This window comes from Clostridium sp. AF29-8BH (assembly GCF_003478145.1).
Taxonomy (GTDB): domain Bacteria; phylum Bacillota; class Clostridia; order Lachnospirales; family Lachnospiraceae; genus Otoolea; species Otoolea fessa.
Map to the genome: position 1 here is coordinate 12,362 of NZ_QUEL01000008.1, position 16,366 is coordinate 28,727.

Annotated in this window: 13 protein-coding genes; 4 read left to right on the top strand and 9 right to left on the bottom strand. The window is 50.0% G+C overall.

Annotated elements, in window-relative coordinates; all coding sequences use genetic code 11:
* Positions 1–70 precede the first annotated feature (70 nt).
* Positions 71–1,021 (bottom strand): 3'-5' exoribonuclease YhaM family protein, encoded by a 951-nt coding sequence (locus tag DWZ16_RS06950; RefSeq protein ID WP_118522496.1) that lies wholly within the window; start codon positions 1,019–1,021, stop codon positions 71–73.
* Between the two features lie 23 nt (positions 1,022–1,044).
* Positions 1,045–2,319: a S1C family serine protease gene (locus tag DWZ16_RS06955; RefSeq protein ID WP_243021948.1), complete on the bottom strand. Its 1,275-nt coding sequence runs from the start codon at positions 2,317–2,319 to the stop codon at positions 1,045–1,047.
* Between the two features lie 279 nt (positions 2,320–2,598).
* Here DWZ16_RS06955 and DWZ16_RS06960 point away from each other — a divergent pair, with 279 nt between their 5' ends.
* From DWZ16_RS06960 to DWZ16_RS06970, 3 genes are all read left to right on the top strand, one after another.
* Complete coding sequence (locus DWZ16_RS06960) at positions 2,599–5,004, top strand: endonuclease MutS2 (protein WP_118522497.1); 2,406 nt, start codon at positions 2,599–2,601, stop codon at positions 5,002–5,004.
* 65 nt (positions 5,005–5,069) lie between these two features.
* Positions 5,070–5,783 (top strand): response regulator transcription factor, encoded by a 714-nt coding sequence (locus tag DWZ16_RS06965; protein WP_118522498.1) that lies wholly within the window; start codon positions 5,070–5,072, stop codon positions 5,781–5,783.
* Positions 5,784–5,835: 52 nt separating this feature from the next.
* Positions 5,836–7,254: a sensor histidine kinase gene (locus DWZ16_RS06970; RefSeq protein WP_118522499.1), complete on the top strand. Its 1,419-nt coding sequence runs from the start codon at positions 5,836–5,838 to the stop codon at positions 7,252–7,254.
* Between the two features lie 29 nt (positions 7,255–7,283).
* Here the strand turns inward: DWZ16_RS06970 and DWZ16_RS06975 are convergent, their stop codons facing one another.
* The 3 genes from DWZ16_RS06975 to DWZ16_RS06985 all read right to left on the bottom strand — a co-directional run bounded on the left by DWZ16_RS06975 (position 7,284) and on the right by DWZ16_RS06985 (position 9,171).
* A complete protein-coding gene (locus DWZ16_RS06975; protein ID WP_022358806.1) occupies positions 7,284–7,916 on the bottom strand; it encodes a helix-turn-helix domain-containing protein in 633 nt (210 codons plus the stop codon).
* Positions 7,897–8,574: a DUF3990 domain-containing protein gene (locus tag DWZ16_RS06980; protein WP_107001858.1), complete on the bottom strand. Its 678-nt coding sequence runs from the start codon at positions 8,572–8,574 to the stop codon at positions 7,897–7,899. The genes DWZ16_RS06975 and DWZ16_RS06980 overlap by 20 nt, the downstream gene beginning before the upstream one ends.
* A gap of 225 nt (positions 8,575–8,799) precedes the next feature.
* On the bottom strand, positions 8,800–9,171 hold the full coding sequence (locus DWZ16_RS06985) for an L-serine ammonia-lyase, iron-sulfur-dependent, subunit alpha (RefSeq protein ID WP_107001857.1): 372 nt from the start codon (positions 9,169–9,171) through the stop codon (positions 8,800–8,802).
* A gap of 85 nt (positions 9,172–9,256) precedes the next feature.
* Between DWZ16_RS06985 and DWZ16_RS06990 the strand changes: the two genes are divergently transcribed.
* Positions 9,257–10,243: an ornithine cyclodeaminase family protein gene (locus tag DWZ16_RS06990; protein WP_181986253.1), complete on the top strand. Its 987-nt coding sequence runs from the start codon at positions 9,257–9,259 to the stop codon at positions 10,241–10,243.
* 156 nt (positions 10,244–10,399) lie between these two features.
* On the opposite strand, the gene glyA is transcribed toward DWZ16_RS06990, so the two are convergent.
* The 4 genes from glyA to clpB form a co-directional block, all read right to left on the bottom strand.
* The gene (gene glyA, locus DWZ16_RS06995) at positions 10,400–11,647 is read right to left on the bottom strand and encodes a serine hydroxymethyltransferase (protein WP_118522500.1); all 1,248 of its coding nucleotides are present in this window, start codon (positions 11,645–11,647) and stop codon (positions 10,400–10,402) included.
* A gap of 150 nt (positions 11,648–11,797) precedes the next feature.
* Positions 11,798–12,946: an FprA family A-type flavoprotein gene (locus DWZ16_RS07000; protein WP_117796706.1), complete on the bottom strand. Its 1,149-nt coding sequence runs from the start codon at positions 12,944–12,946 to the stop codon at positions 11,798–11,800.
* Positions 12,947–13,075: 129 nt separating this feature from the next.
* Entirely contained in the window at positions 13,076–13,519 is a 444-nt protein-coding gene (gene rpiB, locus DWZ16_RS07005; protein WP_022358818.1) for a ribose 5-phosphate isomerase B, read from the bottom strand.
* A gap of 210 nt (positions 13,520–13,729) precedes the next feature.
* Positions 13,730–16,321 carry an ATP-dependent chaperone ClpB gene (gene clpB / locus DWZ16_RS07010; RefSeq protein ID WP_118522501.1) on the bottom strand — a complete coding sequence of 864 codons (2,592 nt, stop codon included), beginning with the start codon at positions 16,319–16,321 and terminating at the stop codon, positions 13,730–13,732.
* Between the last annotated feature and the right edge of the window lie 45 nt (positions 16,322–16,366).

Sequence of the window (16,366 nt, forward strand, 5' to 3'; positions counted from 1 at the left end):
TGCTTGTGCAGCGCTGTTTTCTTTTTCTTATATACATTTAGACTCATTTTAGATGTCTGTTATCTTATTATTATTCCGTCGGCGTCGTCCTTCTCACATTCGTCTCCAGGAAACGGTTATATCCGAGCCAGCCCGGATTCTCCCCGCCGCTCTTTAAGACTTCCAGCATCGTCTCCATCTTCGCATCGGTATTGTCCGCGAAATTCAATGCCAGCGCCTCCAGAAGCGCCGGTTTCTTTGGGGAACCGTACTCTAATTCGCCGTGGTGCGCAAGGATGCAGTGCTTTAACTCCGCCGCTGTCTTTGCCGGGAATCCCGGAATCTCCTTAATACGGTCTGCAACCATCATCGTGCCGATCACGATATGACCTAAGAGCTGACCGTCGTCCGTATAATCATTTTCCGGAAATGCGGATAATTCCTGCACTTTTCCGATGTCGTGGAACAGCGCCGCCGTCAGAAGCAGATCGCGGTTCAGCGCCGGATATGACTTCGTGTAGAAATCACAGAGTTTCATAACACTTAACGTATGTTCCAAAAGTCCGCCCACAAAACCATGATGCACACTCTTCGCCGCCGAATGGAAGCAGAATTTCTTCACAAATGCCTTATCTTCCAGGAAATAGCTGGATGCCAGCTTTTTCAGGTACGGATTCTGGAAAGACTGCACCAGAGCCGTCAGCTCCTGATACATTATCTTGATATCCTTTGAGCTGACCGGAAGGTAATCACTTTCCTGATACTCGCCCTCGTCCGCCTTGCGTATGCGCTTGATATTTAACTGGTTGGAACCCTGGAAAACCGTCACATCGCCGTCCACATAGACGTACTGCAGCGGCTCAAAATCATTGATGCCCGGGGAACTTAAATCCCAGATTTTGCAGTCTACCGTGCCTGTTTTATCCTGAAGCAGCACGGAAGCGTACTCTTTTCCGTTTTTCGTCACCGCGTGCTGTTTCGTCTTACATAAATATACGTCCGAGACTCTCATTCCTTCCCGGAACTGTTCAATATATCTCATTCTGCCTATATCCTCCTGAATTTCTATCTGGCGCGCAGAGATACCAAAAATGGAATTTCCGTGTATCCGTCGCGCCCTTTCCGCATCACATTTACCGATACAGACACGCCGCTCGCGGAATTTTCAATCTGCGCCTGGAGATCTTTGAAACTTCCGATCTCCTTTGTGCCAAATTTCACAATAATATCGCCGGGCTGGATGCCAGCGTCATATGCCGGGCTGCCGGAGACTGCCTCCGTCACGTAAACGCCCGCCGGAATGCCGCTCCCCTGCATCGCACGGCTCACATCCTGTCCCAGGATGCCCAGATATGCCGCCGAAGCGCCATTCGTCAGCCGCTCCAGAATCGGCTTGTAGCTGGAAATGGTGTACGCCGCCGTCCGATCCGTACAGCTCTCGCTGCGGCAGGACTCCGATGTCCAGCCGACCATCTCTCCGGCTGTATTGATCAAAAAGGTACCCGTCTGCGAATTGCTGCTGATATCTGCATACAGGATCCGCGTCAGTCCATCTGTAATCTGCACATTGCGCGCCACGTAGGATACCGTTCCGAACGAAAGCGAATGCACCTGTCCGGACGGACCGCCGATACCTACGAGGACATCGCCTGCCTTGACCGTATATGAATTGGCAAGTGAAAGCACCTGCACCTTTTTCCGCTCTTCTTCCGGCAGATTGCCGGACGGCACCGCCACAACTGCCATTCCGAGCACTTCGTCAATCTGGCGCACTGTACCAGCGATCTTCGTTCCATCCGAAAATCTCACATTGATCGAATCTGCCGCCCGCACCGCATCGGCGTAAGTAAAGATCAGAAATTCTCCATCACTCTCCGCGATGACTGCACCTGCATAATCACCCGTATTTTCCACCGGATTTCCAAATATATCCGTATCCTGTTTGCCGGAGCTGACCGTCACGATCGACTTATCACCCTGTTCCCCGATTCCACGCAGCACCGACGTCATCGAATTGAAATTGTCTACGGAAAACTGATAGCTGGAAAGCGCCTCGCTGACCGCCTCATCAATCTCCTGCTCCATTTGTTCCGGCTGCGCTGTCATATCCGCATCTGCACCGTCCGACGGCGAAACAGAGTCCGGATCGTCCTTGGAAAACTCGACTGAGGATGTCTCCTGCATCCCATTTTCCTGAAAACACCGATCCGCAAACGGCTTTACCGCCGCAAACGAAACCGCCGCGACTCCTCCAAATGCGGCTGACGCGCATACAAAGAGAGCCACCCGCTTCGCAATCTGTTTTCTGGTCAGCGGCGGCTTCACTATCGTTTCTCTCATGAATTCCCGTTTTTCCTTTTTTTCAAGTTCTTCTGAATCCGGCATTTCACTTTCCCCTTTGCATAACATATCCTAATTATACTTTCCTTCTTAAGGTTATGCAAGAAAAAAGTGCGAATGCTTGGCTAGACGGCGGGGAATGTGATATAATGTGAACACTTGACGAGGTCTTTTCGAGTCTAGTGAGAACTTATACCTGACCATTTAATGAGGTCTTTCACGAATTTAGTGGTCACGGTATCATGTGAACACCATTTAAATTAAGAGGATTACCACAACATGAATGAAAAAGCATTAAAAACTCTCGAATATACAAAGATCATCGACCAGCTCACGGAGTACGCCTCCACGGAGATGGGAAAACAGATGTGCCGGGAACTGCAGCCGTCCTGTGATCTGGGGACGATCCGGCAGAGCCAGACGGAGACGACCGATGCCCTGACGCGCGTCCGCATGAAGGGAAGTCTCTCCTTCGGCGGCGTGAAGGATGTGCGTGGTTCCATGAAACGTCTGGAAATCGGAAGTTCCCTGGGGATCCCGGAGCTTCTCTCTGTCAGCTCCCTGCTGACAGTCGCTGCCCGCGCGCAGAGCTACGGACGCCATGAGAAATCCGAAGAATTTCCAGATGATTCCCTTGATGAGCGCTTCCGCGCCCTGGATCCGCTGACGCCGGTCAACAATGAGATCAAGCGCTGCCTGCCATCCGAGGATGAGGTCAGCGATGACGCAAGTCCGGGACTTGCCAAAGTGCGCCGCTCCATGAAGATCGTGGGCGGACGCGTCCATACCCAGTTAAATTCTATTTTAAATTCCAGCCGGACCTATTTACAGGATGCCGTCATCACAATGCGCGACGGGCGCTATTGCCTGCCGGTCAAGGCTGAGTATAAATCCCAGGTTCCAGGCATGGTGCACGACCAGTCCTCGACCGGTTCGACTGTATTTATCGAGCCGCTCGCGATCGTCAAGCTGAACAACGAACTGCGCGAGCTGGAAATCCAGGAAAAACGGGAAATTGAGTTCGTTCTGGCAGCTCTTTCCAGCCAGCTTATGCCTTACACCGACGCGATCCTCTCGGATCTTTCGATTCTGGCAGAGCTCGATTTCATTTTCGCAAAGGCAGCTCTTTCCCGCCACTATAACTGCGTGGAACCGAAATTTAACAACAAACGGTATATCAATATCAAGGACGGACGCCATCCGCTCTTAAATCCGAAACAGGTCGTTCCGATCAACATCTGGGTTGGCGATTCGTTTGACCTTCTGATTGTGACGGGTCCAAACACGGGTGGTAAAACCGTTTCTTTAAAAACCGTCGGACTCTTTACCCTGATGGGGCAGTCAGGACTCCATATCCCGGCATTTGAGGGATCCGAGCTGGCTGTTTTTGACAATGTATTTGCCGACATTGGCGATGAGCAGAGCATCGAGCAGAATCTGAGTACATTCTCCGCCCATATGACGAATATCGTTTCGATTTTAAATGAGGCGGACGCCAATTCGCTCTGTCTCTTCGATGAGCTCTGTTCCGGTACCGACCCGACCGAGGGCGCGGCGCTGGCGATTGCGGTTTTAAATTTCCTGCACAACATGACCTGTCGGACGATCGCAACCACGCATTACAGCGAATTAAAAGTCTTTGCGCTGACCGCTCCAGGCGTTGAAAATGCCTGCTGCGAGTTCAACGTCGAGACTCTCCGCCCGACCTACCGCCTGCTCATCGGTATTCCAGGAAAAAGTAATGCATTTGCCATTTCCCGCAAGCTGGGGCTGCCGGATTATATCATCGACGAGGCGAAAAACCAGATGGAGCAGAAGGACGAATCCTTCGAGGATCTGCTTGCCAATCTGGAAAACAGCCGCGTGACCATTGAAAAAGAGCGCGAAGAGATCGCCTCCTATAAACAGGAAATTGAAACGCTGAAGAACCGCCTCCAGCAGAAGGAAGAACGTTTCTCCGAGCAGAAGGAAAAAATGCTTTCCAAAGCCCGCGAGGAAGCTCAGAAGATCCTTCAGGATGCGAAGGACACCGCCGATCAGACGATCCGCAACATCAACAAGCTTGCCAAGTCTTCCGGCGTCAATAAAGAACTGGAAGCTGAGCGGACCAAGCTGCGCGGCAAGATCCAGGATGTAGACAAGAAACTGGCAGTTAAGAAAACCGCCGCACCGAAAAAAGCCGTTTCCGCGAAAAAGCTGCGTCTCGGCGATACCGTGCGCGTTCTCTCGATGAATTTAAAGGGAACCGTCAGCTCCCTGCCGAACGCCAAGGGCGATCTGTATGTACAGATGGGAATTCTGCGCTCCCTCGTCAATATCCGCGATCTGGAAATGGTCGAGGAAGCATCCATCACCGGACCAGGACTTTCCGGCACGCATACGGGCGGTTCCCGCGGCTCCGGAAGCGGAAGCAGCAAGATCAAGATGTCCAAGTCCTTCAGCGTATCGCCGGAGGTCAACTTGATTGGCATGACCGTCGATGAGGCGATCCCGGTACTCGACAAATACCTGGATGATGCCTACCTGGCGCATCTTCCGCAGGTCCGCGTCGTACATGGTCGTGGAACCGGCGCTTTGAAAGCGGGCGTACACCGCCACTTGAAGAAATTAAGCTATGTCAAGGAATACCGGCTTGGCGAGTTTGGCGAAGGCGATACAGGCGTTACAATCGTGACATTTAAATAAGAAATATCCATAACTGTGAAGGTACTGAACAGTTACAAATATCCAAAAAAACAGGAGGAATCAACATGGCTGAAAAGCAGCGCATTCTCATCGTAGATGACGACTACAACATTGCTGAACTAATCTCACTTTACCTGACGAAAGAATGTTTTGAAACGAAAATTGTCGGAGACGGGGAAGAAGCTCTCCGGGTATTTCCCGAATTTCAGCCCAACCTGATTCTCCTTGATCTGATGCTTCCGGGCATCGACGGCTATCAGGTCTGCCGGGAACTGCGAAGTACCTCCCAGGTGCCAATCATCATGCTCTCCGCCAAGGGCGAAATCTTTGATAAGGTGCTGGGGCTGGAGCTGGGCGCCGATGACTACATGATCAAACCATTCGATTCGAAAGAGCTGGTTGCCAGAGTCAAAGCCGTTCTGCGGCGCTACCAGCTGCCGGTGCAGATGCCTGCATCGTCCGTGAGCGAACAGCATGGCAATTTTGTCGAATATCCGGATCTCATCGTCAACCTGACGAACTACTCCGTCATTTACAACGGACACTCGATCGAGCTGCCGCCGAAGGAACTGGAACTGCTCTATTTCCTCGCGTCCTCACCAAACCAGGTATTCACAAGGGAGCAGCTTCTCGACCATATCTGGGGATATGAATACATCGGTGACACGCGGACGGTAGATGTCCATATCAAGCGGCTCCGTGAAAAAATCAAGGGCAACGACAAGTGGGCGCTGACGACCGTCTGGGGGATTGGATATAAATTTGAGGTAAAACGGTAACTGTTAGTAAAGGAACTGAACTGTTGCGCGAAGAGGTAACCGGAGGTTTACCATGAAATCAAACCACTACACACATTCTCTTTATTATAAACTGCTGATCGGCTATCTCATCTTCGGTCTGCTTGGATTCATCACGATCGCGACCATCTCATCTGAGATGACCTACCACCATCTGGTGGAACGCGAATCGGAGGTTCTGTATGACGAGGCGACCATGATTGCCGATCGGTGCAGCAAAGCCTACGAGGGCAAAACCATCAATCTCGACTCGGCATACCCACAGATCGAGGCGGTTTCCGCTTATCTGCAGTCGGATATCTGGATCCTGAACCATGAAGGCACCATCGTTGCGGACAGCAGCGACAGTCGTACCGGCATCGCAATCGACGATTTCGACCCGACCGCACAGGGCAACCGGCTCTATTCCATCGGACAGTATTACAACCTGTTTGACAGCAAGGTACTCTCCGTTTCCGCCCCGATCACAGGCAATATGAAGACCTACGGCTACATCGTGATTCATATGCCAATCCAGAACATTGAGGCGGAACAGAACGGATTTCTGAATATTATTTACATAACATCGATCATCCTGTTCTTCCTATCCCTGGTGGTGCTTCTTGTTTTTACAAAAGTGGTCTATTTCCCGCTCAAAAAGATTACGGTCGCAGCCAATGAATATGCAGCCGGAAACCTGGCACACAATATCCCGATTACCACCCACGACGAGATCGGCTATCTCGCCAGCACATTAAACTATATGTCCAGCGAGTTAAATGAAATGGAACAGTACCAGCACAATTTCATCGCGAACGTATCGCACGATTTCCGCTCGCCTCTGACTTCCATCAAAGGCTATCTCGAGGCAATTCTCGACGGCACAATCCCGCAGGAACTCTATCACAAATACCTGCACATCGTCATTTCCGAGACCGAGCGCCTTAACAAACTGACACAGGGCATGCTGACACTCAACTCCCTGGACAGCAAAGGCTACTTAACTCGGACAAATTTCGATATCAACCGGACGATCAAGGATACCGCCGCAACCTTCGAGGGCACGTGCAGCGCAAAAGGCATCACGTTTGACCTGACCTTTGCGGATAGCATCCAGATGGTCTACGCCGATCTCGGAAAAATCCAGCAGGTTCTCTACAACCTGATCGACAACGCGATCAAATTCAGCCACGAGGATTCGATCATTTACATCCAGACCTCCATCCGGTATGAAAAAATCTTCATTTCCGTCAAAGACACCGGCATCGGCATCCCGAAGGACAGCCAGAAGAAAATCTTTGAACGTTTCTACAAGACCGACTTATCGCGCGGAAAAGATAAAAAGGGCACCGGGCTGGGGCTTGCGATTGTCAAAGAGATTATTCAGGCACATGGGGAAAATATCGACGTTGTCAGCACCGAGGGCGTGGGGACGGAATTTATTTTTAGTCTGCCGAAGGCGACGGCGCTATAGCAAATTGAAACTGTCCAATCCCTTCGCAATTACAGCAAATCTTCCATCTGGCATCCCAGTGACCGTGCAAGCGCACGCACGGTTTCTGCGGATGCTTTTTGAATCTTCTTTTTTCCCTGTTCATACTGCTGAATACTCCGCAGCGTAACCCCCGATTGCTCTGAAAGATCCTTTTGGGTATATCCCGCCATCTTCCGGATCCGCCGCAACGCGTTTTTCCCCTGCTCTTTTCTTCGAATGATTCTGTCTGCCGCCTCAACAAATTTATCCTCCGGAGCTTCATGAAGTGCCGGATACATTTCCACAACCTCCCGGACCGGAAGCCCTGCTTCAATTTCCTTAAATTTCTTCTCACTGTACCACTGATAATACGCCAGTATCCAGCCACTCCAATACTCTCTGGAACAGGTAAATTCTACCTGCGGTTCCGGCAGTTCGTCCTTTTTTCCCGCTTTTCGAAGCACTTCCTCCGCAAGCTCCGTTCCAGAAAAGCCGCTCACTACTCTTGGTACACCTTCCCCAAATTTTTCTGCATACCCGGTTGTAAGAAACAATTTCCAAAAATCTTCCAGATCCATCCCACAGGCATTGACCGCATAATCTGTCATTTCCCCCAGATTTCTCATCGCATCATCCAGATATTCAATCCCATAAGCGCTCATCCTCAGCCGACACCTCCCCTCGAATCAAATCCCGCATATAAATACCGTCGATATCATCCTCTTCCACCTTTTTCCGGTATGCATTTCTAGCTTGCTCATCCCTGGCTCTTCGTTTTACATAATATTCCACTGAATCTACTCCTTCATAAGAAAGAAAGTGTATCGCCTGAAATGCCTTCTGACTCTTTAATACATACTGCTCTCCCAATTTTCCCAGCCGCATCGCATACGAAAGCTGCTCTAACGATATTTCATTATTTACAAACGCCCTTGCAAATGAAAAATACGAATCATCCGCCCGGTACCCAATCACCACATCATATCCGTCCACATCCGGGAGGAAATGTTCCAGCAGCCACTCTCTTCCCCGTTTCATGACCGCCGAAGAAAGGCGGATTTTCCGGTATTTCATCAAAATCGCCAGCCAATGAAGAACGCTGTAGTGCTTCTCCATCAAATTTAAAATCAAAAGACCGGTTTCATCCATTTCATACTGATTCACATAGCCGTCCTCCCGCTCGGCGCACGACCACTCCTTCGCCAGCTCCAGACTCTCCGTACAATAAAAGCCCTGTCCGTAGTCATTATAGACCTTTCCCTGACCATACATAGGAGTAGAAATAATTTCCAAGGAACCGTGATATAAAATTTTTCTCATTCTGAGGAACCTCCTTATCTATTATGGGAGCAAGTAGAAACATGTGGTATATAAAAAATAGATTCGTTTTAATGAAAATAACTCTATAGAGATATTTTTATTAATATTATATCTCTATAGAGTTATTTAATCAATTTTTATTTCAGATCTTAAAAAGATATGCCACCTTACAGTACGTACCTTACACAAACTGTAACTGTCCTTTCACGATGTTTCGAATTACACCTACCGCGCCTCTTCCCCCGGAAAATGCGCGTCGGATCGCTTCAGAATCTCCCGGGCAGTCTTTGTCTTTCCAAGACCACCAAAGGTACAACGCAGTTCCAGCGGCAGCGACAGACCGATCTCATAGATCGCGCCGATCGTCTCATCCAGCGGGATCACCTTGTCGTAGCCTGCCAGAATCATATTGGCGCTGGCGAGCGCATTGCTTCCGCCCATGATATTTTTGCCGAGGCACGGCCATTCAACACGGTTTCCAACCGGATCGCAGGCAAGCCCTGTGATATTCTGAAGCCCTACAGACGCCGCATCCAGAGATTGCCGGTTTATTCTGTTTTCATCTTGACAATGAAACGTGAAACTGCTACAATCCAGCTATACAAACCACATTTGATTTGTGATAAATCTATTTTTAGTATATATGTTTTATTTCATTCATAAATATTCAGGAGGTTTTGATATGTTATTTCTCAGCGAACAAGAAATGTGGCAGTCCATCACCTTAGAGGATGTCATGGACGCGATCGAAGATGCGTATGCGATTCACAAAAGCGGCAATTATAAGATGCCGGATCGTTTTATCGCACAGCGTGATAAAAATATGATGCTCTATATGCCGTGTTTTCTGGATTCCGTCATCGGTACAAAGATGTTATCCGAATTTCCGGACAATTCCTCTCTGGGAATTCCGTATCTGAACGGACTTATGATTTTAAATAACGCAAAGACCGGTCTGCCGAAGGCGATTATGAACGGAAGTGTCCTGACCGCAATGCGGACCGGTGCGGTCGGCGGTGTCGCACTGCGCTATCTGGCTCCAGAGGATGCTGCCTCAGTTGGTTTGGTTGGCTGCGGTATGCAGGGACTACACCAGCTTCTCTATGCCTGCGAGGTGCGCCCGATCACAGATATTTATCTGTATGACGCATACGCTAAGGATCTTTCCGGCTTTATCGAGCGCTTATCGGCGCGTCTGGCATCGTTTGGAAAAAACGACATCCAGATTCATACCTGCGCGGATACCCGTGAACTGGCTGAGCACAGCCGCGTCCTGATCTCCGCCACCCAGGCGGTCGATCCGGTCTACCCGGATGATGAAGAGCTGCTTCGCGGCAAATGCTTTGTTGCCATCGGCTCCTGGCGTCCGGAACGGCGCGAACTGCCGGATGCGGTGTGGAAACTCGTCAAGAACGCGTACACCGAGCTTCCGTATGCCTGCGAGGAGAGCGGCGATCTGAAAATTCCGCTGGAAAAGGGCGTTCTGACACAGGAGCGCGTCCACTTTATCGAGGATCTGATCGAAGATACCAAGCAGGGACATCCGCATGAGCAGAACGAGACCCGCTGCTTTAAATCAGTCGGCATGGGACTCTTTGATGTGCGGACGGCACAGCTTATCTATGAAAAAGCATTGGGCAAAGGAATTGGACAAAAACTTAATTTCTAGAAAAAATGGTTGGTATAGAAAAGGCTGTATCACCTACCGCGCACTTCCATGCGGCAGGCAATACAGCCTTTTTCTTATTGTTATATGTGCATTAATTTTCCAGCATTTTTCTGAATCTATAGACCGGCAAATTTTTCGCTCCATATTCTTCTCTACTTATTTATATAACGGATACTTCTCACACAGCTTCGTCACTTCCGCACGGATGTAATCAGCCTTGTTCTCAAAGTCGGTAGCTGCCAGCCAGATGCACTCTGCAATCACTTCCATGTCCTCTTCTTTCAGTCCACGGGTGGTAACAGCCGGAGTACCGATGCGGACACCAGAAGTAACAAACGGGCTTCTCGGGTCGTTCGGAACGGTGTTTTTGTTCAGGGTGATGTATACTTCATCGCAGCGGTTCTGCAGCTCTTTACCGGAAATATCCATGCCGCGCAGATCAACTAACATCAGGTGGTTATCGGTTCCGCCGGTTAGAATCTTGAATCCCTGCTTCTGAAGTGCGGCTGCCAGCGCTGCTGCATTCTTCTTTACCTGAAGCTGATACTCTTTAAATTCTGGTTTCAGCGCCTCGCCGAAGCAGACTGCCTTGCCAGCAATGATGTGCTCTAACGGACCGCCCTGGGTTCCCGGGAAAATCGCCTTGTTGAAGTTGAACTTCTCAGCTGCTTCCTTATTTGCCAGAATCAGACCGCCTCTCGGTCCGCGCAGTGTCTTATGTGTGGTTGTCGTAACAACATCTGCATACGGAATCGGGCTCTGGTGAAGACCGGCTGCTACCAGACCAGCGATATGAGCCATATCGACCATCAGGTATGCGCCTACTTTGTCTGCAATTTCACGGAAACGTTTGAAATCAATCTCTCTTGCATAGGCACTTGCACCTGCAATGATCAGCTTCGGTTTTGCTTCCAGTGCAATGCGCTCTACCTCTTCGTAATCAATCACGCCATTGTCATCGACACCATACGGCACAATGTTGAAATATAAACCGGAGAAATTGACAGGGCTTCCGTGTGTCAGATGTCCGCCGTGATCCAGGTTCATGCCCATAACAGTATCACCCGGTTTCAGCATTGCGATAAATACCGCCATGTTTGCCTGCGCGCCGGAATGCGGCTGTACGTTTGCATAATCACAGCCAAACAGTTTTTTCGCTCTCTCGATCGCGATGGACTCTACAACATCGACACACTGGCATCCGCCGTAGTAACGTTTTCCCGGATATCCCTCCGCATATTTGTTGGTTAATACCGATCCCATCGCCATCATAACCGGCTCCGATACAATATTCTCCGACGCGATCAGCTCCAGGTTTCTTCTCTGACGGGCTGCCTCTGCTTCAATGGCTTTTCCCACTTCCGGGTCTGCCTCTGTAATGAACTTCATTACCTCATCTACCATGTCTGTTTCTCCTATTCTTTTCTGTCATCCATACAAAATCATCAAGTGGATTTTTCATATATAAATATAAAACCACACTTTTGTCTCTCCGGATTTTTTATTTAAAAAAGCCTTTTTCAGGTCTCATTAAATACTGTCACCAGACGCTTCTTATGCCAGCAGCGCTTCCGCCATCTGCTCCAGCGACGGAATATCGCTCTCCTTGAGCGCCCCGCGAACCGTAACGACCGGTTCAACCACCGTGATCTCCTTCATCGCATCCAGCATTCCCTTCATCGTGCGCGCTGCACTCGGCGCCCAGGAACCGTTTTCAATCAGGGCAACGGTGCGTTTCTGGTAATTCTTGCTCTGTAAGTGGTGCAGGAAATCTGCCATAACCGGCATCACACCCGCGTCATAGGACGGTGCTGCCAATACAATTTTTCCATACCGGAATGCATCTTCCAGCGCCTCCGCCATATCACCGCGCGCCAGATCCGCGATTGCCACTTTCGGGCATTCTTTTTTCTCAAGAATTTCCTTGCATTTCTTCGCCGCATCCTCGGTGTTGCCATGCAGGGACGCATATGCGATAAATACACCCTCAGACTCGACGCCGTAGCTGCTCCAAATCTGGTATTTTTCAAGCACATGACCGATCGTCTCTTTCAGAACCGGTCCATGCAGCGGGCAGATGATCTGGATCTCAAGACCGGCTTCTTTCTTAAGAAGTGCCTGCACCTGCATTCCATATTTTCCTACAATATTGAAATAATACCGTCTCGCCTCGCAGTCCCAGTCCTCATCCACATCAAGCGCACCGAACTTGCCGAAACCGTCGGCGCTGAACAGCACCTTGTCGCAGGAATCATAGCTTACCATAACCTCCGGCCAGTGTACCATCGGTGCCATGACGAACGTCAGCTCATGGCGCCCCAGTTTCAGGGTATCGCCCTCCTTGACCGTCAGCGCACAGCTGGTATCAAGATCAAAGTACAGTTTCAGCATCGGAAATGTCTTCGCATTGCCTACCAGTGTGATTTCCGGGTACCGTTCTAAGACTGCCTGGATACTTGATGCATGATCCGGCTCCATGTGGCTGATTATCAGATAATCCGGGGTTCTTCCAGCCAGTGCGGTTTCCAGATTTTCCAGAAATTCTGTCTGTTTGCGCTTGTCTACCGTATCCATGATCGCGATCTTTTCATCCATAATCACGTATGAGTTATATGAAATACCATTTGGCACCTGATACTGCCCCTCAAATAAGTCAATGTCATGGTCGTTTACACCGATGTAGCGAATATCTTCTGTGATCATCTCCTGCTTCCTCCTGTTCTTTTCGCAGCTGCTCCATCTCTTTACAGCTGCCTCTTTTTGTTCTCACAGGCATCTCGCATCCTGCTGTCAGCCTGCCTTATGATTTCATCCGTTACCTCTGACTCTGAATCAGTCTTTCTCCTCAATCGCCATAATCATATCCACGCGTCTCTGATGGCGTCCGCCCTCAAATTCTGCGTTGATCCACTCGTCAACGATCATCTTCGCAAGCTCACTTCCTACCACGCGGGCGCCGAAGCAGAGTACATTGGCATCGTTGTGGCGGCGGGACATCACCGCTGTGTACGGCTCGCTGCATACGCAGGCGCGCACGCCTTTTACCTTGTTAGCTGCCAGTGAAATACCAAGACCGGTACCGCAGATTGCAATACCCAGATCGGCTTCGCCGGAAACAACTGCACGGCCTACCTTCTCTCCGTAAACTGGATAATCACAGCTCTCGCTGCTGTCTGTACCCAGATTTAACACTTCGATTCCTTTTTCTTTCAGGAAATCCACAATAATGTTCTTCAGTTCTACCGCCGAATGGTCATTTCCAATCGCAATTTTCATCTCATCTTCTCCTCATCTGACTGACTTCCGGAACAAATGATATAGTCCGGTCATTATGGAATCATTTTAGTAAAGTTGCCGGGCAATGTCAAGACTATGAAAATCTCAGAAATACATAAAAAGAGCGCAGAGGAAGCTCTTTCGCACTTCTCCGCGCCCTATTGTTTCTTCTATATAATAGTTATAAATCCGCCGTAAGACGTTTTCCGCTTACGCGCTATGGACAGCCGAAGCCGTCAGCTTGCCATCCGAAAGCCCGATCTCTATCGTATCGCCCGCACGGACGCCGTCCGCCAGAATCAGCTTCGCTGCCAGTGTCTCGACGTTCTTCTGCAGGTACCGTTTCAGCGGTCTTGCACCGTAAACCGGATCGTAGCCATTTTCAATGATGAAATCCTTTGCCTCGTCCGTCAGGGCAATCTTTAACTCCTTATCCGCCAGACGTTTGTTGACATCTGCAATCAGAAGCTCAATGATGCCTCCGATGTTGCCTTTCGTCAGCGGCTTAAAGAGAATAATCTCATCCAGACGGTTCAGGAACTCAGGACGGAAGTGAGCTCTCAAGTCATGCATAACGGAGCTTTCCGCCTCCGGCTTGATCTGTCCCTTTTCATCGATGCCGTCCAGCAGATACTGGGAACCGATGTTGGAGGTCATAATCAGGATCGTATTCTTGAAATCGACAGTTTTGCCGGTCGAATCCGTGATACGTCCATCATCCAGAACCTGCAGCAGGACGTTAAATACATCCGGGTGCGCTTTCTCAACCTCATCGAAGAGGACAACAGAATACGGTTTGCGCCGTACTGCCTCGGTCAGCTGACCGCCCTCGTCATATCCGACATATCCTGGCGGCGCTCCGATCAGACGGGAAACGGAATGTTTCTCCATGTATTCACTCATATCGATACGAACCATGTTGTTCTCATCATCAAACAATGCCTCCGCCAGCGCTTTTGCAAGCTCTGTCTTGCCGACACCGGTCGGACCTAGGAACAGGAACGAACCGATTGGTTTCGTCGGATCCTTGATGCCCGCTTTGGAACGGATAATCGCCTCCGTTACCTTGGTAACGCCCTCATCCTGTCCGATGACACGTTTATGCAGCAGTTCGTCCATATGCAGGGTCTTGCTGCGCTCGCTCTCGGTCAGTTTGGCAACCGGAATACCGGTCCACTTCGAAATAATCCGGGCAATCTCATCCTCGGTGACACTCTCATGTACCAGACTGAGATCCTGATTTTTCACTTTCTCTTCCTCTTCCGCCAACTGTTTCTGCAGTTCCGGCAGCTTGCCGTACTGGAGTTCAGCCGCTTTGTTTAGGTCATATGCCTGCTGCGCTGCCTGAATCTCGCCATTTACATGCTCAATCTCTTCACGCAGTTTGGACAGCTTATCAACGGAAGATTTTTCATTCTCCCACTGGGCTTTCTGGGTCGAAAAGCTGCTCTTGAGCTCTGCCAGTTCTTTCTGCAGTTCTGCCAGGCGATCCTGACTTAAGCGGTCAGTCTCTTTCTTAAGCGCAGCCTCTTCAATCTGCAGCTGCATGATACGTCTCGACAGTTCATCCAGCTCCGCCGGCATTGAATCCATCTCTGTCTTGATCATCGCGCACGCTTCATCAACCAGGTCGATCGCCTTATCCGGAAGGAAACGATCCGTGATATAACGATCCGAGAGGATTGCCGACGATACAAGCGCAGAGTCGGTAATCTTGACCCCGTGGTAAACCTCATATCTCTCTTTCAGACCACGCAGAATGGAAATCGTATCTTCCACGGTCGGCTCATCAACGTGAACCGGCTGGAAACGACGTTCCAGAGCTGCGTCTTTTTCGATGTATTTACGGTACTCATCCAGGGTCGTCGCACCGATACAGTGCAGTTCACCTCTCGCCAGCATCGGCTTCAGCATATTCCCGGCGTCCATCGCGCCCTCGGATTTGCCCGCGCCGACGATCGTATGCAGCTCATCGATAAACAGAATAATCTGTCCCTCGCTCTTCTTGACCTCGTCAAGCACCGCTTTCAGTCTCTCTTCGAACTCGCCGCGGTACTTCGCGCCCGCCATCAGAGCGCCCATATCCAGGGCAAACAATTTCTTGTCCTTCAAGCCCTCCGGGACATCGCCGCGCACGATACGCTGTGCCAGTCCTTCGACAACGGCTGTCTTACCGACGCCAGGTTCACCAATCAGAACCGGGTTGTTTTTCGTCTTTCTGGAGAGAATCATAACCACGTTACGGATCTCACCGTCACGGCCGATGACCGGATCGAGCTTCTGATCTCTCGCACGTTCCACCAGATCGTAACCGTATTTATTTAAAGTGTCATACGTTGCCTCCGGATTATCGCTGACAACACGCTGGTTGCCGCGCACTGTCGAAAGCGCCTGCAAAAAGCTCTCTTTCGTAATGCCGTAGAGACGGAACAGTTCCTTGACCGCCTTATTCGGCTGTTTTAACATCGCCAGAAATAAGTGCTCGACGGAAACATACTCGTCCCCCATCGCCTTGGCTTCGTCCTCCGCGTTCACCAGCACCTTGTTGGCATCGTTGGAGAAATACACCTGACCGCCGGATACCTTCGGCAGCTTTCCAATCGCCTGCTGCACCTCATCACGGAACTGGTCGCCCGAGATTCCCATCTTTGTTATTAATTTAAAAATCAAGCTGTCTTCCACAGTCAAAAGACTGTACAGCAAATGTTCCTGATCAATCTGCTGGTTTCCATATTCATACGCCAGCTTTTCCGTATTTTGAACGGCTTCCAGAGACTTCTGGGTAAATTTACTGATATTCATAAACCTGCCTCCTTTCGAACAATCTGTGAAAACCTTTTGGTCTCC

Bases quoted from the DNA above. Each gene is read 5' to 3' on its own strand.
- DWZ16_RS06950 (WP_118522496.1), bottom strand. From the start codon at position 1,021: ATGAGATATATTGAACAGTTCCGGGAAGGAATGAGAGTCTCGGACGTA.
- DWZ16_RS06955 (WP_243021948.1), bottom strand. From the start codon at position 2,319: ATGAGAGAAACGATAGTGAAGCCGCCGCTGACCAGAAAACAGATTGCG.
- DWZ16_RS06960 (WP_118522497.1), top strand. From the start codon at position 2,599: ATGAATGAAAAAGCATTAAAAACTCTCGAATATACAAAGATCATCGAC.
- DWZ16_RS06965 (WP_118522498.1), top strand. From the start codon at position 5,070: ATGGCTGAAAAGCAGCGCATTCTCATCGTAGATGACGACTACAACATT.
- DWZ16_RS06970 (WP_118522499.1), top strand. From the start codon at position 5,836: ATGAAATCAAACCACTACACACATTCTCTTTATTATAAACTGCTGATC.
- DWZ16_RS06975 (WP_022358806.1), bottom strand. From the start codon at position 7,916: ATGAGCGCTTATGGGATTGAATATCTGGATGATGCGATGAGAAATCTG.
- DWZ16_RS06980 (WP_107001858.1), bottom strand. From the start codon at position 8,574: ATGAGAAAAATTTTATATCACGGTTCCTTGGAAATTATTTCTACTCCT.
- DWZ16_RS06990 (WP_181986253.1), top strand. From the start codon at position 9,257: ATGTTATTTCTCAGCGAACAAGAAATGTGGCAGTCCATCACCTTAGAG.
- glyA (WP_118522500.1), bottom strand. From the start codon at position 11,647: ATGGTAGATGAGGTAATGAAGTTCATTACAGAGGCAGACCCGGAAGTG.
- DWZ16_RS07000 (WP_117796706.1), bottom strand. From the start codon at position 12,946: ATGATCACAGAAGATATTCGCTACATCGGTGTAAACGACCATGACATT.
- rpiB (WP_022358818.1), bottom strand. From the start codon at position 13,519: ATGAAAATTGCGATTGGAAATGACCATTCGGCGGTAGAACTGAAGAAC.
- clpB (WP_118522501.1), bottom strand. From the start codon at position 16,321: ATGAATATCAGTAAATTTACCCAGAAGTCTCTGGAAGCCGTTCAAAAT.